Source organism: Rhizobium sp. NFR12 (assembly GCF_900108545.1).
Taxonomy (GTDB): Bacteria; Pseudomonadota; Alphaproteobacteria; order Rhizobiales; family Rhizobiaceae; genus Neorhizobium; species Neorhizobium soli.
Genome location: NZ_FNWM01000001.1, coordinates 971,908 through 993,402, shown reverse-complemented (window position 1 = coordinate 993,402; position 21,495 = coordinate 971,908). Strand labels below are relative to the sequence as shown.

Sequence of the window (21,495 nt, the reverse complement as noted above, 5' to 3'; positions counted from 1 at the left end):
ATGTAAGGCCCCTCACGCAATTCTCAAACAAGCTTGTTGATGCAAGGAGCCTTGGTCCCTTCTATCATATCCCAATTCAAAGCTTCGCCTTAATCCGGGCGCAGGGAAATTCGCCTCGATTCTCCCCTTTGGACACAGTACCGGGTTGCCATGCGTTTGCTCTTTTCCTCCATCGCCCTTTGCCTCTGCCTCGCCTCCCCGGCGCTGAGCGCAGACGAGCGGCCGAAACAGTTGCTGATCGTCTCCTTCGATGGCGCCGGTCCCAACCACCTGTGGCAGCGCAGCCGCGATTTTGCGAGGGCCAACAACGCCCACTTCACCTACTTCCTGTCCTGCACGCTGCTGATCCCCCGCGCCGAGCGGTCGACCTATCAGGGACCGGGCCACAAGCCCGGCCGCTCCAATATCGGCTTTGCCCAGACGAAAGACGAAGCGCGCGAACGGCTTTCCCATATCTGGCAGGCGCATCAGGAAGGCCACGACATTTCCAGCCACACCTGCGGCCACTTCGACGGCAAGGACTGGTCCGCGGCAGACTGGAGCGCCGAGATGACGACCTTCTCGCGCGTGCTCGGCAATGCCTGGACGGCGATCGGTGCTGGCGACAGCGAACCCGGTGGCTGGAAGGATTTCGTGGCGAACGACATCCATGGTTTCCGCGCCCCCTATTTCGCCACCAGTGCCGGCATGACTGTCGCCGAGAAAAAAGCGGGCTTTACCTATGATGCAAGCCTTGTCACCAAGGGGCCGATGATGCCGGAAGAGGAGGACGGGCTGATCCGCTTCGGCCTGCCGCTCATTCCCGAAGGCCCGTCGCAGCGACCGATCATCGCCATGGACTACAACCTGTTCATCCGCCATTCCGGCGGCATCGACAATCCCAGCCAGTCGTCCACGTTCGAGGACCGCGCCTATTCCGCGTTCCGCGCCGCCTTCGACCGCGAATACGACGGTGACCGCATTCCTGTTCAGCTCGGCTTTCACTTCGTCGAGATGAACGGCGGTGCCTATTGGCGGGCGATGGAACGGCTGGTCTCGGAAGTCTGCAATAGGGACGATGTCGCCTGCGTCAGCTACAAGCAGGCCATCCCCATGATCGCAGAACGTCGCAAGGCCAAGGCAACGTCCGGCCTGTAGCCGTCTGCTGGACGCCGTTAACCGCGGGCGACGATTCGATTTTCGCAATGCAGCATAGTTCGGTATGACACCCTGATGACAAACCGCCTTCTCGCAAATCCGGCCAGAACCCTGGCCTGGCTGGCGCTCGCCGCGATCGTCTTCGTGACGATCTCGCCGATCGACCTGCGGCCGCACGACCTCCTGCCCGTGGATGTCGACCGGGCGGCGGCCTTCGCCGTGATGGCCTTCCTCTTCGTCGCCGCCTATCCGCGCCAGTGGATTTTTTGCGCAGTTCTGCTCTTGATCGGGGCTGGCGGCATCGAGATGCTGCAGCTCCTGTCGCCCTCGCGCCATGCCCATATGGATGATGCACTGGTCAAGGCCGCAGGCGCCGCCATCGGCTGCCTTGCCGGCTGGGCGCTGAACCAGATGCGGTTCCGCCGCAAAGCTGTCGCCTGAGGCGTCCGAAAAATCCGCTAATGCACGTTATCTCCGTTTGAAACCAACGGATTATCATTTTTCTGAGAACCGCTCGTCCTCACGCAATCGTGCCGGGCGATAATGCTTGCGTCATCGGTGGGGAACCGGGTTCGCGAACCGGCATCACCAACAGGTTCGAAAGAACCGGTTCCGATGATGGCCGTGACGGTTTTCGGCATCCCGAAAATCATCAGAAACGGTCCCGGCAGGCGGAAAGCCTGAACTCCAAAATACCCTTATTGCGCCGCCTGCCCTTCCCCTGAACGAGAAACCGCGCCGGACTAGTCACCCGGCGCGGCCAAAACTGCTGTCCAATATCTGGAAGCCTCGAGCCGATCAGGTCGGCTTGTTCGCCGCCATCTCCCCGCCTTCCGCTTCACGCACCAGATAGTTCCGGTCGATCTCCGGCAGCGGGGCATTGTAAATTACGGCCTCGAAAGCTTTGAGACGCTTATAAATCGACATCAGCTCGACGATAGTCGTCCACGAGTTGATTAAGTACTGGAAGGAACCCCTTACCTGTTCGAATACGTTTCCGATCTGGGTAAAGAGACCTAGCGTGACCTTGCCTGCTGCAATCGATGGAATGAGGACGACGAGGCCGTAGAGATTGTCGGCCTGCAGGTAGAAAATCCGCGCGACGTTGAAATAGAGGTAGTGAAAATATAGTCGGAAATAATTCTTTCTGACATTCGCAAAGAGCTCGGCCACAGTTGCTGGCTGGGCTCTATCCTCGTTGTCCTCGCCATAAACCAGCTCCTTGCGATATGCCGCCTCAACGCGCTGATTTCGAAACTCAAGCCCCGGAAGCTTGATGCCGACGAGAGCGAGGAGACCGGTGCCAAACAGCGACCAGAGAACTGCTGCCCAGACCAAAGCATGCGGAACCTCGCCGATGATTGGCAACTCGGTGATCGTCTCGGAGAATGTAAACAACACAGGCAAGAATGCGATGAGTGTCATGATAGCGCGAACGAAACCGACACCAAGACCTTCAACGGTTGATGAAAACCGCATCGTGTCTTCCTGTACACGTTGCGACGCACCTTCGATATGTCTCAGCTTCTCCCAGTTAGCCATATAAAACTGATTCATCGCAGTCCGCCATCGGAAAATGTAATGGCTGACAAAGAAAAGGTTGAGCACGCCAACCGTGACGGCAAGAAATAAGATTCCGACAACCCCAAGAAGCCCGGTGTAGAGTTGCTCGGTAGTGACCGGCGCCGTCTTGGCCAGTGCTTGTTGAATAAGGTCGTAATAGGGCCCGTACCAGGCATTCAGAGCCACGCTCACCTGCACTGAGAAATAGGTGGCGAATATGATCAAAGCACTACCGAGGATCGACCACATTTGCCAGGGATGTGGTTCGAACCAGAACCAAAAAGCTGCAAAAATCGCCACTGCTATGCCATAGTAAACATAAAACCAGAGGAATGGCGCAGACAAGAATAGCCCTATCCCTATTGGCGCAGCGTTCCCTTCGGGCTCAGTCAAACCGAGACTAGCGCCGAGTTGCGAACCACCCGCATACCACAGGACAACCATGATCATGGACCAGATGAATGCAGAGATGAAAAACAGTTTTGGTCGGGGAAAGAAGGAGTGGAACACGGAGCGCGCGCTTTCCTGAGTTCGATTCAAGGATGATGTCGGGGTGGACGATGTGGCCGGAAACTAAGGCAGTTCCAAGGGAGCGGCAATGGTTCCCCACCATTGTTACATAAATGTAAGCATCAGCCCTCAGGCGTCTCGTCGAGGCACATACCGGATCAGCGGCAATGCCAGCCCGACGCACACGACAAGCGCGCCGGCTGCAATCAGCGACGGCAGGGTGAAACTGCCGCTCCGCTCGGCTATAAACCCTGCCACCAGCGGCCCGACGATCTGCCCTGTGCCGAAGGCGGCGGTCATGAAGGCAAAGGCGCGGCGCGGACTTAGCGGCGCAAGCTGGCGGCCGAGCTGCAGCCCGTAGGCGGTAACGACCATGAATGTCGCCCCAAGCAGCAACCCGCCGAACAGCGCACCGGGAACCGCAGGCAGTATCACCGAGCCGAGCACGCCGAGCCACAGCAACGCGATGGCGGCGCAATAGGCGGCCCCGAGCCCCAGCCGCCTGACGAAGGGCTGCCAGGCAAACAGCGAAACCGCCGCCGCACATCCCGTGACGAACCAGGCCAGAAACTCGACCACCGACCCGGCATTGCCCATCCGCGCAATCGCGACAAGAAAGGTGGCTGTGATCACGTAACCGAAGCCGAACAGGCCATAGGACAGCGTTATCAGCACAAGCGGACGGTTCCAGACGAGCCTGGGCTCGGCAGGCGCCCGCGTCTCCCCGGCCGGCCGCGGCAATCCGCGCGACACGAGGAGGAAGACAAGGAGCGCGATCGCCGCACCCGCAAACCAGTTGATCCGCCACCCGTGCGCCGCATCACCCGCCACCGTGTTGACGATGAAGGCAAGCGCCGAAGACAGCGCGATGCCGGCGCCCACGCCACCGTAATGCAGCATGCCGACAGTCGGACGGCCCGCCGCATGCGGCAGCACCACGGCCGAGGTGAAGATCATCGAAAACGCACTCGCAAGCCCGGCGAGAAAACGGATCACCACAAACACCGTGACCGATGTCGAAAGACCCATGGCAGCGAGAAGAACCGCTGTCGCCAGCAATCCTCCGAGCGCCACCTGCCGCTCGCGACCTGACGCCCAGGCATAGGCCGAAAGCACGGCACCGGCCAGATAACCCGCAAAGTTACCGGCTGCAATCGTGCCCGCGTCGGCAGCCGAGATCGGAATGCCCGCAATCATCCCCGGCAGCACCGGTGTATAGAAGAACCGCCCGAACCCCATCGCCGCCGCCATCGCAACGCCGCCGGACACGCCGATCATAAGGGGGGTTCGAACCTGAGGCGTAGAGATCTGCAACATGCCGCCTTATCCCAGCGGCGGTTGCGCTGCACAATGCAGAAATTGTCATCGCTGCGATGACGAGCGCTGATGGGTGGTCGGGCAGCCGCAAATTCGGGTCACCTGCAATCCCATTCCCGACACCACAAATCACGACTTCTGTCGCTTTGCTGACACGAATGACGGGCATTATATGAAGGTCGACAGGGGCTCCGGTGATTCGGATGTCCTGGCCGGCGTTCATTTTAGGAAATCTACGCATCGTACCCTTCGAATGCCGTTTCAGGTGTTCGGATCGATTTTGTAGGGATGATGGAGTTTATATTGATGAACCAGGATCTTACCCGTTCGGACGTGATGTCCGACCCTTTGATCTCGCAGCTGCGCGAGGCCGACCAGATCGGCAACGCGGCGTTTGCCCAGTTGCTCGAAAGCGCTGCCCGTCGCCAGACCAGCCTGATGATGGACAAGCTCAATCAGGAGCGCGCCGACGCTTTCTATCGCAGGCTGGATATCGTCTGCAGCAAACACAAGAAAAGCTGATCGGATCGACCCGGCCGACTCTTCGGCCGGTCTGCTGACAGAGCTAGGATAGCCTAGTCTGCCAGCGTCAGGATCAGCGGCCCGTTGCGCGTCACCACGATCGTGTGTTCGAACTGCACGGTCGGCGCCTTGGGTTCACTGTAGAGCGTCCACGGATCGCTCTTGTCATCGCCCTCTTCGGCCCATTCGCCGCCGAGAGACAGGAACGGCTCGATGGTAAACACCAGCCCCTCCTCCATGATACGGCTTTCCTGCGGATCCGGCCATGTCGGCACTTCACCCGGCTCCTCGTGCAGCGAGCGGCCGATGCCGTGGCTCGAAAGATTGGTGATCAGCGTATAGCGGTTCTTCTTGGCAAACGCCCCGATCGCGTTGCCGATGCCGGCAATCGGCTTTCCCGTCTTCACCTGCTGCAACCCGGTCCACAGCGCCCGCTTGCCGTCGCGGCACAGTTTCTCGACCTCGCGCTTGACCGGCGGCACGCAGAATGACGCGCCGGTATCGCCGTAAAAACCATCCTTCAGCGCCGAAACGTCGATATTGACGAGATCGCCAGCCGCAATCGCCCGGTCGCCGGGAATGCCGTGCGCCACTTCCTCGTTGACGGAAATGCAGGTCGCGCCGGGAAACTGGTAGTCATGCTCGGGTGCCGACTGCGCGCCACTGTCTTCCAGAAGCTTGCGTCCGATCGCATCCAGTTCGCGGGTGGTGATCCCGGGCTCGAGCGCCTTGCCCATCAGATCCACCGCACGGGCGCAGAGCCTGCCGATCTCCTTGAGCTTTGCAAGCTCGTCTTCGTTCGAAATGATCATCCGTCCCGCACGTCCACTCTCTGTAAGGTCGCCGGTTTCGCGCCAACGACCCGGCCCGTCAAATGCTTTTTGGGCTCCCGATCTCTTTTCTGACGATCGGCGCCACTTTCGTGCCGTAGAGTTCGATGCCGCGCATGATCTGATCATGCGGCATCAGGCCGATTGCCATCTGCAGCATGAAACGGCTCATGCCGAACACCGTGTGGGCAGCGATGATCTTTTCCGCCACCAGCTCCGGCTCGCCGACAAAGAGATTGCCGATCGGACCGCGAGCCTGGTCGAAATGCGCCCGGTTGGTCGGCCCCCAGCCGCGCTCGCGACCGATCCGGTCCATCACAGAAGCCTGCGGCCCGTAGAACTGCTGGGCAGCGATATCGGTCGTATCGGCGATGAACCCATGGACAGCGATGCTGGTTGGCAGCGCGGCGGCATCGTGCCCGGCCCGCGTCGCCGCCTCGCGGTAAAGCTTGAAGAACGGCGCAAAGCGCGGATATTCCCCGCCGATGATGGCGACCGCCAGCGGCAGGCCCATGGCCCCTGCCCGCGCCACAGACTGCGGCGTACCGCCGACCGCGATCCACACTGGCATCTGGTTCTGCAACGGCCGCGGATAGACGCCACGGCCATTGATCGGCGCACGCTTCTCGCCCTGCCAGGTCACGATCTCGTTGTCGCGCAGCGCGAGCAGCAGATCGAGCTTTTCCGAAAACAGGTCGTCGTAATCGCCAAGGTCGTAGCCGAACAGCGGGAAGGATTCGATGAACGAGCCGCGCCCGGCCATGATCTCGGCCCGGCCGCCGGAGATCAGGTCGACGGTCGCAAACTCCTGAAACACCCGCACCGGATCTTCCGAAGACAGAACCGTCACCGCACTCGTCAGCCTGATGTTTTTGGTGCGCACGGCCGCCGCCGCAAGTACCGTCGCCGGCGACGATATCACATAGTCGGCCCGGTGATGTTCGCCGAGCCCGAACACGTCGAGCCCCACCTGGTCGGCAAGCTCGATCTCTTCGAGAAGGTTCGTCACCCGCCGTGCCGCCTCCCCACCCTTGTTGAGCAGGGTCGGGTCGAGATCGCCGAAAGTGTAAACGCCGAGTTCCATCGTAAGAAGATATCCGGTTGCTGATGCCAGTCACATAGTCACCGGACAGACATCCCGCAAACCGGATTTTCTCGAACGGTTCGTTCGATCGAATGGATAGGCAAAAGGAATCTGGTTTCAGACACTTGGATCCTAAACCGGATTCACATCGTCAGCCGCACCCTTTGCGGATTAAGGACACGAGCGATAGGGCCCAACAGCCTGAAAGGAATCGAGAAAATCTACATCGTCTTGGCAATCTCTGCCATCTGGTCCGCAACCACGCCCCAGCCTTGCTCGAACCCCATGTCCCGGTGGGCGATCATGTCTTCCTCGGCCCAGTGGACGGCAGTTGCCGTGTAGCGGGAGCGTCCGCCGCCGATATCCTCGAACGCGATGATGCCGGTCATGAACGGCTTGGCCGAGGGCACCCATCCGGCCGTATAGGCGTCGGTAAACACGAGCTTCCTGTTCGGCACCACTTCCAGATAGACTCCGGCATTCGGCACCGTTTCGCCTTCCGGCCCCTGCATCAGCACAAAACTCTCTCCGCCGGGGCGAAGGTCGGCGCGCGCCTGCGTCACTTTCCAGGGCAGCGGGCAGAACCACTCGCCGAACCGTTCCGGCGTCGTCCAGACCTTGTAGAGTTTCTCGGCAGGCACATCGAACTCGCGGACGATCTGCAATGCGTAAGCGGCGTGTGTCATCCGTCTCTCTCCCGTGCGTGTTCAACGTGCTGAGGACATGAGCCTACAACGAATGCGTCGCAAGGGAAGCGCGAATACGAGGTTTTCGGATCTATCGCAGATAGTGGATATGCGGCCGCCCGTGATGCGACGAGGTTTCCACGCGCGCATCGACCGAAAACACATCCCGCAGAAGTTCCTGCGTGATGATCTCCTCCGGTGTCCCTGACGCGACGATCCTGCCCTGCTGCAGGATGATCAGGCTGTCGCAGAACATCGCGGCGTGGTTGAGATCGTGCAGCGCGATCACGCTTGTCACCGGCAGACCGGCGACCAGCCGCATGAGGCTGATCTGGTGCTGGACATCGAGATGGTTGGTCGGCTCGTCGAGGATCAGTTCCTTCGGCGATTGCGCGAGCGCCCTGGCGATATGCACGCGCTGTCTCTCGCCGCCCGACAGGCTCTGCCAGCGGTCGTTTCGCTTTTCCACCATGCCGGAGCGTTCCAACGCCTCTGTCACCGCCTCGTCGTCGGCCGTCGACCAGCCCGAAAACATCGACCGGTGCGGAAACCGCCCGAGCTTGACCACGTCGATGACCCGCAGGCTGGAATTGGTCGTCGCATGCTGCTCCACGAACGCCACCCGTTGGGCGATCGCGCGTCGGCCGATCGTGCCGATATCGCGGCCATCGAGCGTCACTTTGCCCGCATGCGGCGTCTTCAGTCCGGCGATCAGGCGCAGCAGCGAGGTCTTGCCCGATCCGTTCGGCCCGAGAAGCCCGACCATCTTGCCCGGTTCAGCCGCGAAGGACACGCCGTCGAGAATGGTCTTGCGGCCGATCTTCCAGCTGAGATTTTCCGCTTCGATGCTCATGACGACTTCTGGAACCGGTAGAGAATGACGGAGAAGAACGGCACCCCGACCAAAGCCGTCACGACGCCGATCGGCAGAACCTGCTGCGGGATCAGCGCCCGCGAGGCGATATCCGCCAGCACCATGAAGATCGCCCCGACGATGGCACAGGCCGGCAGCAGCCGGATATGCAAAGGCCCGACGATGAACCTCGCCGCATGCGGCACGACGAGACCGACAAAGCCGATCGTTCCAACCATCGAGACGATCGTCGCCGTCATGATCGCCGTCAGCGCAAACAGCACGATGCGGGCCCGCCCGACATTGACGCCAAGCGAGGCGGCCGCCTCGTCTCCGAAGGCAAACGCGTCGAGCACCCGCGCATAGAACAGGCAGACGATCAGGCACACGCCGACGACGACAGACACCAGCATGAATTCCGGCCAGCGCACGCCGCCGAAACTGCCGAGCAGCCAGAACATCACATCGCGCGCCTGCTGCGCGTTGCCGGATGTGGTGACGATATAGGAGGTTGCCGCGTTAAACAGCTGCGACGCCGCAACGCCCGCAAGAATGGTGCGGTCCGCCCCACCCCGGGCGCCGTTCGACAAAAGCGCCACGAAAAAGAACGCCGCGAACGCGCCGGCAAACGCACCGGCCGAAAGCGACACCGTGCCCGCGCCAAGCCCGAGAATGACGATTGCCACCGCCCCGGTGGAGGCACCGGCGGAAATGCCGAGCACATAGGGCTCGGCCAAGGGATTGCGCAGCAGCGACTGCATGATGGCGCCAGACAGCGCGAGACCCGCACCGCAGAAGGATGCGACCAGCGCCCTGCTGAGGCGATAGTCCCAGATGACCGTCTCGTGGATGCGGTTGAGCGCGATCGCCGTCCAGCCCAGCCGGTTGGTGATCGCGGCATAGGTCGTCGAAAGCGGGATCGGCAGGTCGCCGATCCCGACGCTCACTCCGACCACGAGACCGATGGCGGCGAGCGACGCCAGCAGCAGGCCGAACAGGACGGCAAGCTGCCGCCCGTTCTGCCGGCCCGTATGCCGGCTTTGCTGCGGGATCGGTCGCTGCGTTTCGCTCACTTCAGGAGACCAAGCGCCTTGAGCTGCGAGGCCACCTGTTCGGCGCCGTAGATCGTGCGGATCGTCGGGTTCATCGCCTGACCGTCCATCACCACCATCGCCTTGTTCTTGACGGCCGCGATCTGGCTGACGGCCGGATCGGTGGTCAGGAACTTGATCTTGGCGTCCGGCTTGTCCAGCTCCCAACGGTTGCGGTCGAGATTGGCGACCACGATCACATCGGGATTGGCAGCGATGATGCTTTCCCATCCAAGCGTCGGCCATTCGGCTTCCGCCGTCACGGCATTCTTGCCGCCCAAGAGATCGGCGATAAAGCCGGAGGCCGCGTTCTTGCCGCCGAGATAGGCATCGGCGGTCGGCGACTGGCTGGAGAACCAGAACAGGTAGGAGAGTGTCTTGCCGTCCTTGGCAACGCTCGAACGAAGGGCTGCCTCACGCGTCTTGAAATCGGCGATGACCGCTTCGCCACGCTCGGAAACGTCGAAGATCTGCGAAAGCTCGGCGATCTCCTTATAGAGCAGGTCCATATTCCAAAGCTGGTCGCGGCTGCCGTATTCGTTCTTCACCTTTTCGGTGGAAAGGCAGGTGCTGGGCGAGATATAGGTGGGGACGCCGACTTTCTCGAAATCCTCGCGCTTGGCAACCTTGCTGGTCGGGCCGATCAGGCTCGGCAGCGCGGCGGCGGCAAAATCCGGGTTCTGCGCCAGAATGCTCTCGAATGTCGGGAATTCGACAGTCAGCAGCTTCACCTTGGCATTGGCTTCTTCCAGTTGCGGCAGAACCTTGCTCGGCCAGAAAGCGGTTCCGACCATCCTGTCCTCGAGCCCGAGCATCAGCAGGATTTCCGCGCTGTTCTGGCCAAGTCCGACGGCCCGTTCCGGAGCCTTCTGGAACGTGACGGAAGCGCCACAATTGTCGATCGTCAGCGGGTACTGGGTTGCCGCCTCGGCAAGATCGGCAGTCGCGAGACCAAGAGCGGCGCAGAGGCCGGAGACGGCCAGAAGAGACTTAATCGCTGTCACGAGAGTGGTTCCCTATTGAAGGACGATGGGCGCACGCGCCCTATATCCACGCCGCCGGATCAAAACAAGATGAATTCAATCATCTTTTGAAGAACAGCCGCCGCGTCACGCTGTCCTACCGACAAAATGCCGCAACGGGGGCTTGTCGGTCTATGATAAATCCCTTAGAGACCGCCGCGGGAGGAGCGAAACACCAACAATTCCGAGGTGGCGATGCCTTCCAAGAACAATAACATTTCGTCCTCCACAAGCGGCATGGCGGTCAGCCGTCGCCAGCTTCTCGGCTCCGCTGCGGGCGGCGCTGCTGCACTTGGCGCAACGACGCTTCCGAGCTGGGCGCAAACCACCTCTCCCGAAAAGACGGTCGACGTTCTCCTCGTCGGCGGCGGCATCATGAGCGCCACGCTCGGCGTTCTCATCTCGCAGCTCGAGCCGACCTGGACGATCGAAATGATCGAGCGCCTCGACAAGGTCGCGATGGAAAGCTCCAACGGCTGGAACAACGCCGGCACCGGCCACTCGGCGCTCGCCGAACTCAATTATTCGCCGATGGACAGCAACGGCAATGTCCAGATCAACCGCGCAATCGAAATCAACGAAGCGTTCCAGGTCACCCGTCAGTTCCTCGCCCACCAGGTGGATGTCGGCGTTCTGAAGGATCCGCGCTCGTTCATCAACTCGACGCCGCACATGAGCTTTGTCTGGGGCGAAGACAACACCGCGTTCCTGGCCAAGCGCTTCGAAGCGCTGAAGGCGAGCCCGCTCTTCTCCGGCATGGAATTCTCCAACGATCACTCCAAGATCGCCGAATGGGTTCCGCTGATGATGGAAGGCCGTGACGCGAACCAGAAGCTCGCCGTCACCTGGAGCCCGCTCGGCACCGACGTCGAGTGGGGCGAAATCACCCGCCAGTACGTGGCGCACCTGAAGGCCCAGCAGACGTTCACCCTGCGCACCTCGTCGGAAGTCGACGACATGCAGAAGAACGACGACGGCACCTGGACGGTCAGCTATTCCAACCGTGACACCGGCGCATCCGAAACGGTCCGGGCGAAATTCGTCTTTATCGGTGCCGGCGGCGGCGCATTGCCGCTTCTGCAGATGTCCGGCATTCCGGAAGGCGACGACTATGCCGGCTTCCCGGTCGGTGGCTCGTTCCTCGTCTGCGACAAGCCTGAGATCGTCGAACGCCACCTTGCCAAGGCCTATGGCCAGGCCGAGACCGGCGCTCCGCCGATGTCGGTGCCGCATCTCGACACGCGCGTGCTCGAAGGCAAGCGCCACATCCTGTTCGGCCCCTTCGCCACCTTCTCGACGAAGTACCTGAAGGAAGGCTCGCTGTTCGATCTGCCGGCGTCGGTCACGCTCGACAACATCTGGCCGATGGTCAAGGTCGGCACCGACGAGTTCGCGCTCGTCCAGTATCTCGCCGGCCAGCTGATCATGTCCGACGAAGACCGCTTCGAAGCGCTCAAGGTCTACTTCCCCAATGCCAAGGCCGAGGACTGGCGCCTGTGGCAGGCCGGCCAGCGCGTGCAGATCATCAAGCGCGATCCCGTCAAGGGCGGCGTGCTGAAGCTCGGCACCGAGATCGTCGCAGCCAAGGACGGCTCGATCGCAGCCCTTCTCGGCGCTTCGCCTGGCGCCTCGACCGCAGCCCCGATCATGCTCGACGTTCTGAAGAAGGTGTTCGCCGAAAAGCTGAAGACACCGGAATGGCAGGAACGCGTCCACACGATCGTTCCGAGCTACGGCCAGAAGCTGAACGAGAACCCGGACATGCTTGCCAAGGCATGGGCCGCCACGGAAGCCCGTCTGCAGCTGGCCATCGCCTCCCCGGCGGTCAACGCAGCAGCCGCCGCCAGCGCAACGGTAACTCCCGCTGGCGACGTCAAGAAAGTCCCGGACATCGCTTTGTAATCGCGGCGGCCTGGACGGAATGAATGGAGCCGGGTGTCCGCAAGGACGCCCGGCTTTTTTGTGGTGCAATTCGGGCTGACAGCCACGGAAACGTTTCCTCTTTTCCACGGACAGTCACCGAACTAGGGTGTTCTGGATAGTTCAACCCGAGGATCCCCCATGGCCGATCTTTCCGCTTATCCGATCACCACCCGCTGGCCCGCCCAAAACCCTCAAGTCCTTCAGCTCTATTCGACGCCCACGCCGAATGGCGTGAAGGTTTCGATCATGCTGGAGGAGACGGGCCTGGCTTACGAGCCGCATTTCATCAATATCGGCGCGAACGAGACCTGGGAGCCGGAGTACCTGTCGCTCAACCCGAACGGCAAGATCCCGGCAATCCTCGATCCGGATGGTCCCGGCGGCAAGCCTCTGGCGCTGTTCGAATCGGGTGCGATCCTGATCTATCTTGCCGAAAAGACGGGACAGTTTCTGCCCGCCGACCCGGCCGGCCGTTACGAGGCGATCCAATGGGTGATGTTCCAGATGGGCGGGCTCGGTCCGATGTTCGGCCAGCTCGGATTCTTCCACAAATTCGCCGGCAAGGATTTCGAAGACAAGCGCCCGCGTGACCGCTACGCCAAGGAGAGCGCCCGGCTGATCCGCGTGCTGGAAACCCGGCTCGCCGGTCGCGACTGGGTGATGGGCGACGAATACACGATCGCCGACATTTCCATGCTCGGATGGGTTCGCAACCTGATCGGCTTTTACGGTGCTGGCGACCTCGTCGGCTATGAAGAGCTTGTCCATGTGCCGAAATGGCTGGAACGCGGCCTAGCCCGTCCCGCCGTGCAGCGCGGACTGGATATCCCGAAACGCCCCGCCTGACATTGTCAGCATGATGCGCTATCTCCTCGGGATCACCTGAGGAGATCACCATGCCGATGCCGAAACTGCCGATCGTTGGGTCCTGCCGCTGCGGCGAAATCCGCTTCCGGATCAGCGCAGCGCCGCTGGTCACGATGGCCTGCCACTGCAAGGGGTGCCGGAAGATGAGCGCCAGCGCCTTCTCCTGCTCGGCCGCCATTCCTGCCGATGGTTTCGAGGTCACAGCGGGAAAGCCTGTCATCGGCGGCATGCATGGCGACGACGTCCATCACTACCACTGCTCGCGCTGCAAGAGCTGGCTCTACACGAAGGCGACAGGGATGGACGGGTTCGTCAACATCCGGCCGACCATGCTCGACGATGCCAGCTGGTTTGCGCCCTTCATCGAAACCTTCACTTCCACGAAATTCCCCTGGGCAAACACGGGTGCCACCCACAGCTTCGCGGAATTTCCGCCGATGGACGCTTACGAAGGGCTCGTCAGAGACTACAGGGCGCAGGCCGAGAGCGCCGACCGATAACCCCATCGTGAGTGCATCGTGTTCCCGTTGGTGACGTTGATTAACGCCCTGCTAACCACGACCGACTTGAATGCCGCAGCCGGCCTTAGCTGGCTGCAGCAACGATGGCGGGTTGATGAAAACAAACGGAAAAATCGGAACGCGCGCCAGAAGAGCCTTGCCCGCTCTCCTGGTCCTGATCGCCATCCTGGCACCGGTCGAAACAGGGGGCAGCGTGCCGCAGGCGCAAGCCGCGTTCAACGACGGCTGGAAGAAAGGCCGCTCGACCGGGTTTCCGATCCCCCGCTTTGTGTCGCTGAAATCACGAACGGCGCATATGCGCGTCGGACCCTCGCTGGATCACCCGACATCCTATGTCTATTCCGCCCGCGGCCTGCCGCTTGAGATCATCGAGGAATACGGAAACTGGCGGCGCGTGCGCGACCAGCAGGGCGCGAGCGGCTGGATGTTTGCAGCGCTTCTCTCCGGCAACCGCACCGCCGTGGTCGGCCCCTGGATCAAGGAGACGGTGCCGTTGCGCATCGCGCCCGCATCCGACGGGCGGCCGGTGGCGCAACTGCAAGCCGAGGTGAAACTCGATATCGTCAGGTGCGACGGCCGCTGGTGCCGCGCGCAATTGCAGAACCGGCGGCTTGCCGGCTTCGTCAGACAGGCGGATCTGTGGGGCGTCTATCCCGGCGAAACGATCGAGTAAGGCCTCAGCGCACCACGAAACAGGTCATCGACTTCGCCTGCAGCGAGGCGCAGGCGCTGGCGGCAACCTCCCGGCTGGCAAATCCAACAAACCGTGCGCGAAAATACTCGCGGGCGCCGTCCTTGTAACCCTCGACGCTTGGTGCCGCCGGGCCGAACCCGCCTGCGAGAACCGGCAGTGCCCGCTCCAGCATCGCGGTGGCTGCCCTGCGGCTGCCGGCGGCGGCAACCTGGATGCTCCAGCCTGCGGCGTTCGACGCGGCATCCACCTGCGACGCAGCGCTCGACGCATCGGCGACCCGCGCGGAAGGCAAGGGAACCGGCGGTTCGATACCGGTGCGCGACTGGGTTCTGCCGCCGGCACTGGCAGCGACAGTCCTCTGGCTCGACGATGCCATGCCGGGCGAAATCTGACGGCGCGGCTGTTCGGCATAGGAGAGGACCTGGCCCGCCGCCGGAGCTCCCGCCTGGCCCCCAGGCTGGACGCCGGGACGCTTTTGCGGCTCCGCCGTTGCCACAAGCGCACCGCCTGCCGGCCGCATCGGGTTGGTATACTGATCGAGCAGCGCCGCCATCTGGTCGTCGCGCTTGCGGGCGGACTTGCCGCCCATCACCACGCCAATATAGCGCTTGCCGTTGACGACAACGGCGCTTGCCAGATTGTAGCCGGACGCGTTCACGAAACCGGTCTTGATCCCGTCCATGCCGGGATAGCGGTACATGAGATTGTTGTGGCCGCGGATGGTCCGGCCGCGGAACACGAACGACCGCATCGAAAACAGCTGGTACTCGCTCGGATAGTCGCGGATCAGCGACAAAGCCAGGATCGCCATGTCGCGGGCGGTGGTGATCTGGGCCGGATCCGGCAGGCCCGACGCATTGCGGAACACCGTCTTCGACATGCCGAGCGCCCGGGCTTTCGCCGTCATCATCGTCGCGAACCGTTCTTCCGAACCGCCAAGACGATCGCCGAGCGCCGCCGCCGAGTCGTTGGCGGATCGAATGCCGGTGGCAAGCACCGCCTCGCGCACGGACAGCGTCTCGCCGGGCTTCAGCCCCAGCTTGAACGGGATCTTCGACGCCGCGTTCGGCGTCATGACGATCTGCTCGTCCCAGGTTATCCGGCCGCTCTTGATCGCCTCGAAGGTGAGATAAAGCGTCATCATCTTTGTGAGCGACGCGGGGTGATTGAGCACGTCGCCATTTTCGGACGCAAGAATCTTGCCCGCGCTCACATCATAGATGAAATGCGCGTAACCTGCCTGCGCCTCGGTCCGGCCGGCAGCGACCGCCAAGCATGACACCAGAAAAAACGACAGAACACGCAGCAGCCGAACCATTCTTCACCTTCTCGAATTTGCGGTGCGACCATAGGCGAGCGATACCGGCATGAAAATGGCGCTGCCGAATTTTACCCGGTATGATGTGTCTTTTTATGGGACACCGGTCGGACGGCGACCGCGGCCTGCGCTGATCCAGTCGGAACGGATCGTCTTGTGCGAAGACGATAAATAAGCAACCCGTCCGTAAGATACTGCTCAAACTGCGGGCGGACGACAGCGCGAGAAATAAATCCTGACCGATTGTCGATGAATACATCGATCTGCTAAGAACAGTTCCACAAACCGGGGGCGGTTGACGGGATTGGGGCAGCCATTGCAGACCTACAGAAAAAACAACGACGTCGATAGGCCGGCAAGCATAGTCTTGTTTGCCGCAACGCTCCTGAATACGGCCCTTGCTTTCTCCAACAGCCTTCTCTTTCCCGTCAATTCGACTATCGCGTCCGTCGCTCAATTAGCGATTACTGCAGCAGCGATTGCTGTTGCTGTTCTGCGGCGGCCACAGCTTCCGTTGAGCTTCTGGATCGCCTGCGCCTGCCTTGGTGTTTTTGCACTCTTGGCGTCGATCTGGAACGAGCTTAATTCCAAACATTACTACGACCTGATGGTCATCCCGATCTTCATCATCTTCGGAAGTGTCATCAGGCAATTTCCGTTCAAGGCCTTCAAGCTGATCATCGCTGCGGTCGGCGTGATCTGCTTTCTGGATGCGTTCCTGGTCGGCCTCTATACCACGCTGTTCAATCCCCTCTCGTTCTTCCGCAACACCCGCGTCTGGGTCTCCGACCAGCTTGCCAGCGGCTCGGACGAGATGGGGCTTTATCTCGGCGCCAACCGCGGCGGCGGAAGTTTCTTCGGCTTCCTGACCGATCACCGGATCGGTGGACCGTTTCTGGAACCTCTGTCGCTCGGATATTTCGCAGTCGTCGCCTGCATGTTCTTCGCCGTCTGGTTCCGGCACTACCCCTGGCAACGCGCGGGCGCATTTGCCGCCTGCCTGGTCCTGGCACTGCTGGCCGACTCGCGTGTGCCGTCCGCCATGATCATTCTCTTTTTCGGCCTCTCATGTCTCCAGTCGCATATCAGAATGGCATGGTCGGCTTGGGGTCCGGCGATCGTGCTGATCGCGGCATTTTTCTTCTACATGATGAGTGATGGCCGGCTTGCCGAGTCCGAAACCCCACGACGCATTGCCATCACATTCGATGTCGTCACCAGTACCAACATCTTCGAGTTGTTCTCGGGCGCCTTGAACGTGAGCCGGTTCGGCGACAGCGGTATCCTCTATCTCGTCTACGCTGCCACACTGCCAGGCATGTTGCTCTGCCTCTACCTCTTTTCAGGCGTCCTGAGTTCGACCCGCCTGACGCCGCCGATCCTGCCACTGATGGCATCGATCTACATCACCACGACGGCGCTGTTCGGCGGCGCGTTTCTCTCGATCAAGACGTCCGCACTTTTGGGAATCATGCTCGGAGCAGCATCGGTCGGCGCAGTTCGTTCCAAGTTGAAAGCACGATCGATGCGGAAACAGCCGGCTCCATTCAGTCAACCCGGCTACAAGCCCGACCTGGGAGCGGTCGGTCAACAAGCGACAAATTGACTGGTGCTAGATAAGCAAGAGGGCTGAGGCCAAAATTCCCCCTCACCCCTTCGTCAACGTCCGCCTTACCGCGTCCTTCCAGCCCTTGATCTTGGCAACCCGTGTCTTCGGGTCCATCTCCGGCTCAAACCGGCGTTCTCGCGCCCAGCTTTTGGCAAAAGCCTTGCGGTCTGGCCAGACGCCGGCCTTGGAGCCGGCGAGCCAGGCGGCGCCAAGGGCGGTGGTTTCGAGGATCTTGGGGCGATCGACCGGCGCGTCGAGGAGGTCGGAGAGGCGCTGCATCGTCCAGTCGGAAGCAACCATACCGCCATCGACCCTCAGCACCGTGTCGCCGCTGCGGTTCTTCCAGTCGCGGCACATGGCATCCAGGAGATCGCGGGTCTGGTAGCAGACGGCTTCGAGTGCGGCGCGGGCAATCTCCGCCGGTCCCGTCGCTCGTGTGAGGCCGAACATGGCGCCGCGCGCCTCCGCATCCCAGTGCGGCGCGCCCATGCCGGTAAAGGCGGGCACCAGATAGACGTCCTGCTGCGGATCCGCCTTTGCGGCAAGATCTCCCGATTTCGACGCCTTGTCGATGACGCCGATTCCGTCGCGCAGCCATTGCACGGCAGCGCCCGCGATAAAGATCGAGCCTTCCAGCGCATAGGTCGTCTCGCCGTCAAGCCGGTAGGCGATGGTCGTGAGCAGCCGGTTTTTCGAAGGCACCATGTCGCGTCCCGTGTTGAGAACGGCGAAACAACCGGTGCCATAGGTGGATTTCATCATGCCCGGTTCGAAACAGGCTTGGCCGATCGTTGCCGCCTGCTGATCGCCCGCAACGCCCAGGATCGGGATCTCGGCGCCGAACAGGGATTTTTCCGTCACGCCGAAATCGTCGGCGCAGTCCTTCACCTCGGGCAACATGGCGGCCGGGATCTTGAGGATATCAAGCAGCGACTGGTCCCAGGCATTGTCGGCGATATTGTAGATCAACGTGCGCGAGGCATTGGTGGCGTCGGTGACGAAGCTTTTTCCCCCTGTCAGCCGCCAGATCAGAAACGTATCGATCGTGCCGAAGCAGAGTTCGCCCTTTGCGGCGCGCGCCCTCGCCCCCTTCACATTGGACAGCAGCCAGGAAAGCTTGGTGCCGGAAAAATACGGGTCGAGCAGCAGGCCGGTGCGCTTCGAGAATGTCTTTTCCAGACCCTCGCGTTTGAGCTTTTCGCAATAGGATGCGGTGCGGCGATCCTGCCAGACGATGGCGTTGTGGATCGGCTTGCCGGTCTGGCGGTCCCACACCACGACGGTCTCGCGCTGGTTGGTGATGCCGATTGCGGCGATCTGCGATGGCTCAAGGCCTGCGGCCTTCAGCGCCTGCTTGACCGTCACGAGCACGCTCTCCCAGATCGCCTCCGGATCGTGCTCCACCCAGCCCGATTTCGGAAAGATCTGCGGAAACTCGGTCTGGCCGACACCGGCGATCTGCATTGTTTCGTCAAACACGATTGACCGTGTCGACGTGGTTCCCTGATCGATCGCCAGGATGTAACCCGCCATGCTGCCCTCCCTCACCATTTGCGCGTTGATCACGGTTTGAGCAGATGCCGCCGTCGCCGTCAAACCGCAACTCCCCGCCATGGAGGCTGGAATCGAGCGGGTGCCGCACCGTTATCCACAGGATCAGCGGCGAAACTGCTAAATTTCGCATTTGCCTTTTTGAGCGAGCGCCCTCTTTTGGACGCACCCATAGCTTTATGCGGTCTTTGGACCCCGCAGGGGGACTTGTATCTTCAAAAGGAGCCGGGATGAATCCGACCCCCCCGATGGCGCTGCAGCCTTTCAGGAAATCACTGACGGCCAAGATCTTCATGATCTGCTTTTTGTCCATCCACGTGCCCTTGATCGCCGTGATCGCCTATCTCGCGATCGGTTTCGAAACCCAGCCGCTCACGCTTCTTCTGTTGCTGCTCGGCGCCACGCTGATCGGCACCGTGGCCTGCCTTTCGGGCCTTTGGCTGCTGCTGCGGCCGCTCCGCAGCCTGACGCGCGCGGTCAAAACCTATCGCGACGAAGGCCAGCCGGTGCGGATGTTTTCCAAAGCCGATGATGAGATCGGCGTGCTCGCGACGGCTGTGACCTCGATGGTCGCCGAAGTCGAAACGCTGATGCAGAAGCTGCGCCACCAGGCGATGACCGACCCTTTGACCGGGCTTGGCAACCGCCGCTGGCTGAGCGAACGCGTTGCGCAGGAACTGGCACGCGCCGAGCGCCAGGCGGAACCGATCTCGGTCATCCTGTTCGACCTCGACAAGTTCAAGACCATCAACGACAGTCACGGACACGATGTCGGCGACCAGGTTCTGGTGGCAGCCGGCGAAATCGCCACCAATTATGTCCGCCCCTACGATCTCGCGGCGCGGATCGGCGGCGAGGAATTCTGCATCGTCTTGCCGAAGACAACCGAGACGGAGGCCGCCGATATCGCCGAGCGGTTGCGCGCAGCACTCGCAAAGACCACCGTCACGCCGCTGGCTCAAGGACGTCTCACCGCAAGCTTCGGCGTCTACCAGGGCGAGGCCGGCGAGAGCTTCGCACAGATGCTGCGGGTGGCCGATACGCTGCTCTACGACGCCAAGCAAGGCGGGCGCAACCGCGTGCGCCAGGCCGCCAGAAACACGGCCGGCAACCCGGCGCGATCCCCGTCTCATGCGCAGGCGACCCATGCCGCAACCGGTGCGGGCAAGCCGGCAAACTGAAGCTTGCTGCAAGGGCCAGGCTGGCGCCTGGCCCTTGCTCGCTCCCCTTCTTTCGGATCTCCTTGGCAATTGCCAGGGCGCAAGGTTTAAGCGTACCTTTCCGGTCGAGGCACCGCTCAAGCGCGGGCGCTTTGGCCTAGGGAGGGTTTTATAAAAATGGCAAGAACCGTCGTCGTCACCGGCTCAACGTCCGGCATCGGTCTCGGCATCGCAAAGGGTTTTGCAGCCGCGGGCGATACGGTCGTGATCAACGGCTTTGGAGAAAAGGACGCAATCGAGGCCGCCTGCCAGATGCTCGACGAGGCGGGTGCCGCAACCGTCCTCTACCACCCGGCCGACATGACGAGGCCCGGCGAGATCGAGGATCTGATCCACAGCACGGCGAAGACATTCGGAACGGTCGACGTCCTCGTCAACAATGCCGGCATCCAGCATGTGGCAAAGATCGAGGATTTTCCGCCGGAAAAGTGGGACCAGCTGATCGCCATCCTCCTGTCATCCGCCTTCCACACGATGCGCCACGCGATCCCGCTAATGAAGGCGCAAGGCAAGGGCCGCATCATCAACGTCGCCTCCGCCCACGGCCTCGTCGCCTCGCCGTTCAAATCCGCCTATGTGGCCGCCAAGCACGGCATCATGGGCCTCACCAAAAGCGTGGCGCTCGAAGTGGCGCAATCCGGCATCACCGTCAATGCCATCTGCCCCGGCTTCGTGCTGACGCCTCTGGTCGAAAAACAGATCCCCGCCCAGGCCCGCGAAAAGGGCATCAGTGAAGCGCAGGTGCGAGACGAAGTGCTGCTGCGGCTGCAGGCCACGAAGGAATTCGTCGAGGTCGATGACGTGGCCGCCGCGGCGCTGTACCTCGCGAGCGATGCGGCAAGAAGTATCACGGGGACGCATCTCTCCATCGATGGCGGATGGACGGCGCAGTAGGTTGGGCGTGGGAGGCGATTGGGAGCGAGTGCAACTGAGGAAACGGCACGTCTCCGCTTCCCTCATTCCGTCTCCCTGCGCGTGCTCTCCGTGGCCGCGCGTTGTCCTCCCCACGACCCTCATCCCTGTGCTTGTCACAGGGATCCAGTCACGCGAAGTCTTTCGCGTGGAAAGGCTCTTCCGCGTCGCGGACGCGACGCTGCTGGATTCCTGTGACAAGCACAGGAATGAGGAGAGTTGGGCGGGTGTTGCAACGGAGACGCTAGGTAGTCGCTGCGGCGGA

At 61.7% G+C, this 21,495-nt stretch carries 20 protein-coding genes; 10 read left to right on the top strand and 10 right to left on the bottom strand.

What is annotated here, in order from left to right; all coding sequences use genetic code 11:
* Positions 1-150: 150 nt before the first annotated feature.
* A complete protein-coding gene (locus BLW69_RS04815; protein WP_092660273.1) occupies positions 151-1,137 on the top strand; it encodes a polysaccharide deacetylase family protein in 987 nt (328 codons plus the stop codon).
* A gap of 75 nt (positions 1,138-1,212) precedes the next feature.
* A complete protein-coding gene (locus BLW69_RS04810; RefSeq protein ID WP_092660271.1) occupies positions 1,213-1,578 on the top strand; it encodes a VanZ family protein in 366 nt (121 codons plus the stop codon).
* Positions 1,579-1,935: 357 nt separating this feature from the next.
* Here BLW69_RS04810 and sbmA read toward each other — a convergent pair whose 3' ends face one another.
* Positions 1,936-3,210, bottom strand: a complete 1,275-nt coding sequence (gene sbmA, locus BLW69_RS04805) for a peptide antibiotic transporter SbmA (protein WP_092660269.1) — start codon at positions 3,208-3,210, stop codon at positions 1,936-1,938.
* Positions 3,211-3,339: 129 nt separating this feature from the next.
* Entirely contained in the window at positions 3,340-4,527 is a 1,188-nt protein-coding gene (locus BLW69_RS04800) for a YbfB/YjiJ family MFS transporter (protein WP_092660267.1), read from the bottom strand.
* A gap of 306 nt (positions 4,528-4,833) precedes the next feature.
* Here BLW69_RS04800 and BLW69_RS04795 point away from each other — a divergent pair, with 306 nt between their 5' ends.
* Entirely contained in the window at positions 4,834-5,049 is a 216-nt protein-coding gene (locus BLW69_RS04795; RefSeq protein ID WP_062455558.1) for a hypothetical protein, read from the top strand.
* Positions 5,050-5,102: 53 nt separating this feature from the next.
* Here BLW69_RS04795 and map read toward each other — a convergent pair whose 3' ends face one another.
* The 6 genes from map to BLW69_RS04765 form a co-directional block, all read right to left on the bottom strand.
* Complete coding sequence (gene map, locus BLW69_RS04790; protein ID WP_092660265.1) at positions 5,103-5,861, bottom strand: type I methionyl aminopeptidase; 759 nt, start codon at positions 5,859-5,861, stop codon at positions 5,103-5,105.
* Positions 5,862-5,919: 58 nt separating this feature from the next.
* Positions 5,920-6,963, bottom strand: a complete 1,044-nt coding sequence (locus BLW69_RS04785; RefSeq protein WP_092660263.1) for an LLM class flavin-dependent oxidoreductase — start codon at positions 6,961-6,963, stop codon at positions 5,920-5,922.
* Between the two features lie 221 nt (positions 6,964-7,184).
* Positions 7,185-7,649 (bottom strand): SRPBCC family protein, encoded by a 465-nt coding sequence (locus tag BLW69_RS04780; RefSeq protein ID WP_062582828.1) that lies wholly within the window; start codon positions 7,647-7,649, stop codon positions 7,185-7,187.
* A 91-nt stretch (positions 7,650-7,740) separates the two neighbouring features.
* Positions 7,741-8,502, bottom strand: a complete 762-nt coding sequence (locus tag BLW69_RS04775) for an ABC transporter ATP-binding protein (protein ID WP_092660261.1) — start codon at positions 8,500-8,502, stop codon at positions 7,741-7,743.
* Complete coding sequence (locus BLW69_RS04770; protein WP_175487249.1) at positions 8,499-9,500, bottom strand: FecCD family ABC transporter permease; 1,002 nt, start codon at positions 9,498-9,500, stop codon at positions 8,499-8,501. The genes BLW69_RS04775 and BLW69_RS04770 overlap by 4 nt, the downstream gene beginning before the upstream one ends.
* A gap of 71 nt (positions 9,501-9,571) precedes the next feature.
* Complete coding sequence (locus BLW69_RS04765) at positions 9,572-10,597, bottom strand: ABC transporter substrate-binding protein (protein ID WP_092660259.1); 1,026 nt, start codon at positions 10,595-10,597, stop codon at positions 9,572-9,574.
* Between the two features lie 213 nt (positions 10,598-10,810).
* Here BLW69_RS04765 and mqo point away from each other — a divergent pair, with 213 nt between their 5' ends.
* The 4 genes from mqo (at position 10,811) to BLW69_RS04745 (ending at position 14,599) form a co-directional block, all read left to right on the top strand.
* Positions 10,811-12,517 carry a malate dehydrogenase (quinone) gene (gene mqo / locus BLW69_RS04760; RefSeq protein WP_092660257.1) on the top strand — a complete coding sequence of 569 codons (1,707 nt, stop codon included), beginning with the start codon at positions 10,811-10,813 and terminating at the stop codon, positions 12,515-12,517.
* Positions 12,518-12,676: 159 nt separating this feature from the next.
* Entirely contained in the window at positions 12,677-13,384 is a 708-nt protein-coding gene (locus BLW69_RS04755) for a glutathione S-transferase N-terminal domain-containing protein (protein WP_092660255.1), read from the top strand.
* A 50-nt stretch (positions 13,385-13,434) separates the two neighbouring features.
* Entirely contained in the window at positions 13,435-13,905 is a 471-nt protein-coding gene (locus tag BLW69_RS04750; RefSeq protein ID WP_092660253.1) for a GFA family protein, read from the top strand.
* 157 nt (positions 13,906-14,062) lie between these two features.
* A complete protein-coding gene (locus tag BLW69_RS04745; RefSeq protein WP_062455533.1) occupies positions 14,063-14,599 on the top strand; it encodes an SH3 domain-containing protein in 537 nt (178 codons plus the stop codon).
* Between the two features lie 4 nt (positions 14,600-14,603).
* Here the strand turns inward: BLW69_RS04745 and BLW69_RS04740 are convergent, their stop codons facing one another.
* Positions 14,604-15,938, bottom strand: coding sequence for a D-alanyl-D-alanine carboxypeptidase (locus BLW69_RS04740; protein ID WP_092660251.1), 1,335 nt, complete (start codon positions 15,936-15,938; stop codon positions 14,604-14,606).
* A gap of 514 nt (positions 15,939-16,452) precedes the next feature.
* Here BLW69_RS04740 and BLW69_RS04735 point away from each other — a divergent pair.
* Positions 16,453-17,544, top strand: coding sequence for a hypothetical protein (locus BLW69_RS04735; RefSeq protein ID WP_139283792.1), 1,092 nt, complete (start codon positions 16,453-16,455; stop codon positions 17,542-17,544).
* A 42-nt stretch (positions 17,545-17,586) separates the two neighbouring features.
* Here BLW69_RS04735 and glpK read toward each other — a convergent pair whose 3' ends face one another.
* Entirely contained in the window at positions 17,587-19,080 is a 1,494-nt protein-coding gene (gene glpK / locus BLW69_RS04730) for a glycerol kinase GlpK (RefSeq protein ID WP_092660247.1), read from the bottom strand.
* A gap of 248 nt (positions 19,081-19,328) precedes the next feature.
* On the opposite strand from glpK, the gene BLW69_RS04725 reads away from it, so the two are divergent.
* Together BLW69_RS04725 and BLW69_RS04720 are read left to right on the top strand one after the other, a co-directional pair.
* A complete protein-coding gene (locus tag BLW69_RS04725) occupies positions 19,329-20,279 on the top strand; it encodes a GGDEF domain-containing protein (protein ID WP_082472015.1) in 951 nt (316 codons plus the stop codon).
* A gap of 156 nt (positions 20,280-20,435) precedes the next feature.
* On the top strand, positions 20,436-21,212 hold the full coding sequence (locus tag BLW69_RS04720) for a 3-hydroxybutyrate dehydrogenase (protein ID WP_092660245.1): 777 nt from the start codon (positions 20,436-20,438) through the stop codon (positions 21,210-21,212).
* Positions 21,213-21,495 lie beyond the last annotated feature (283 nt).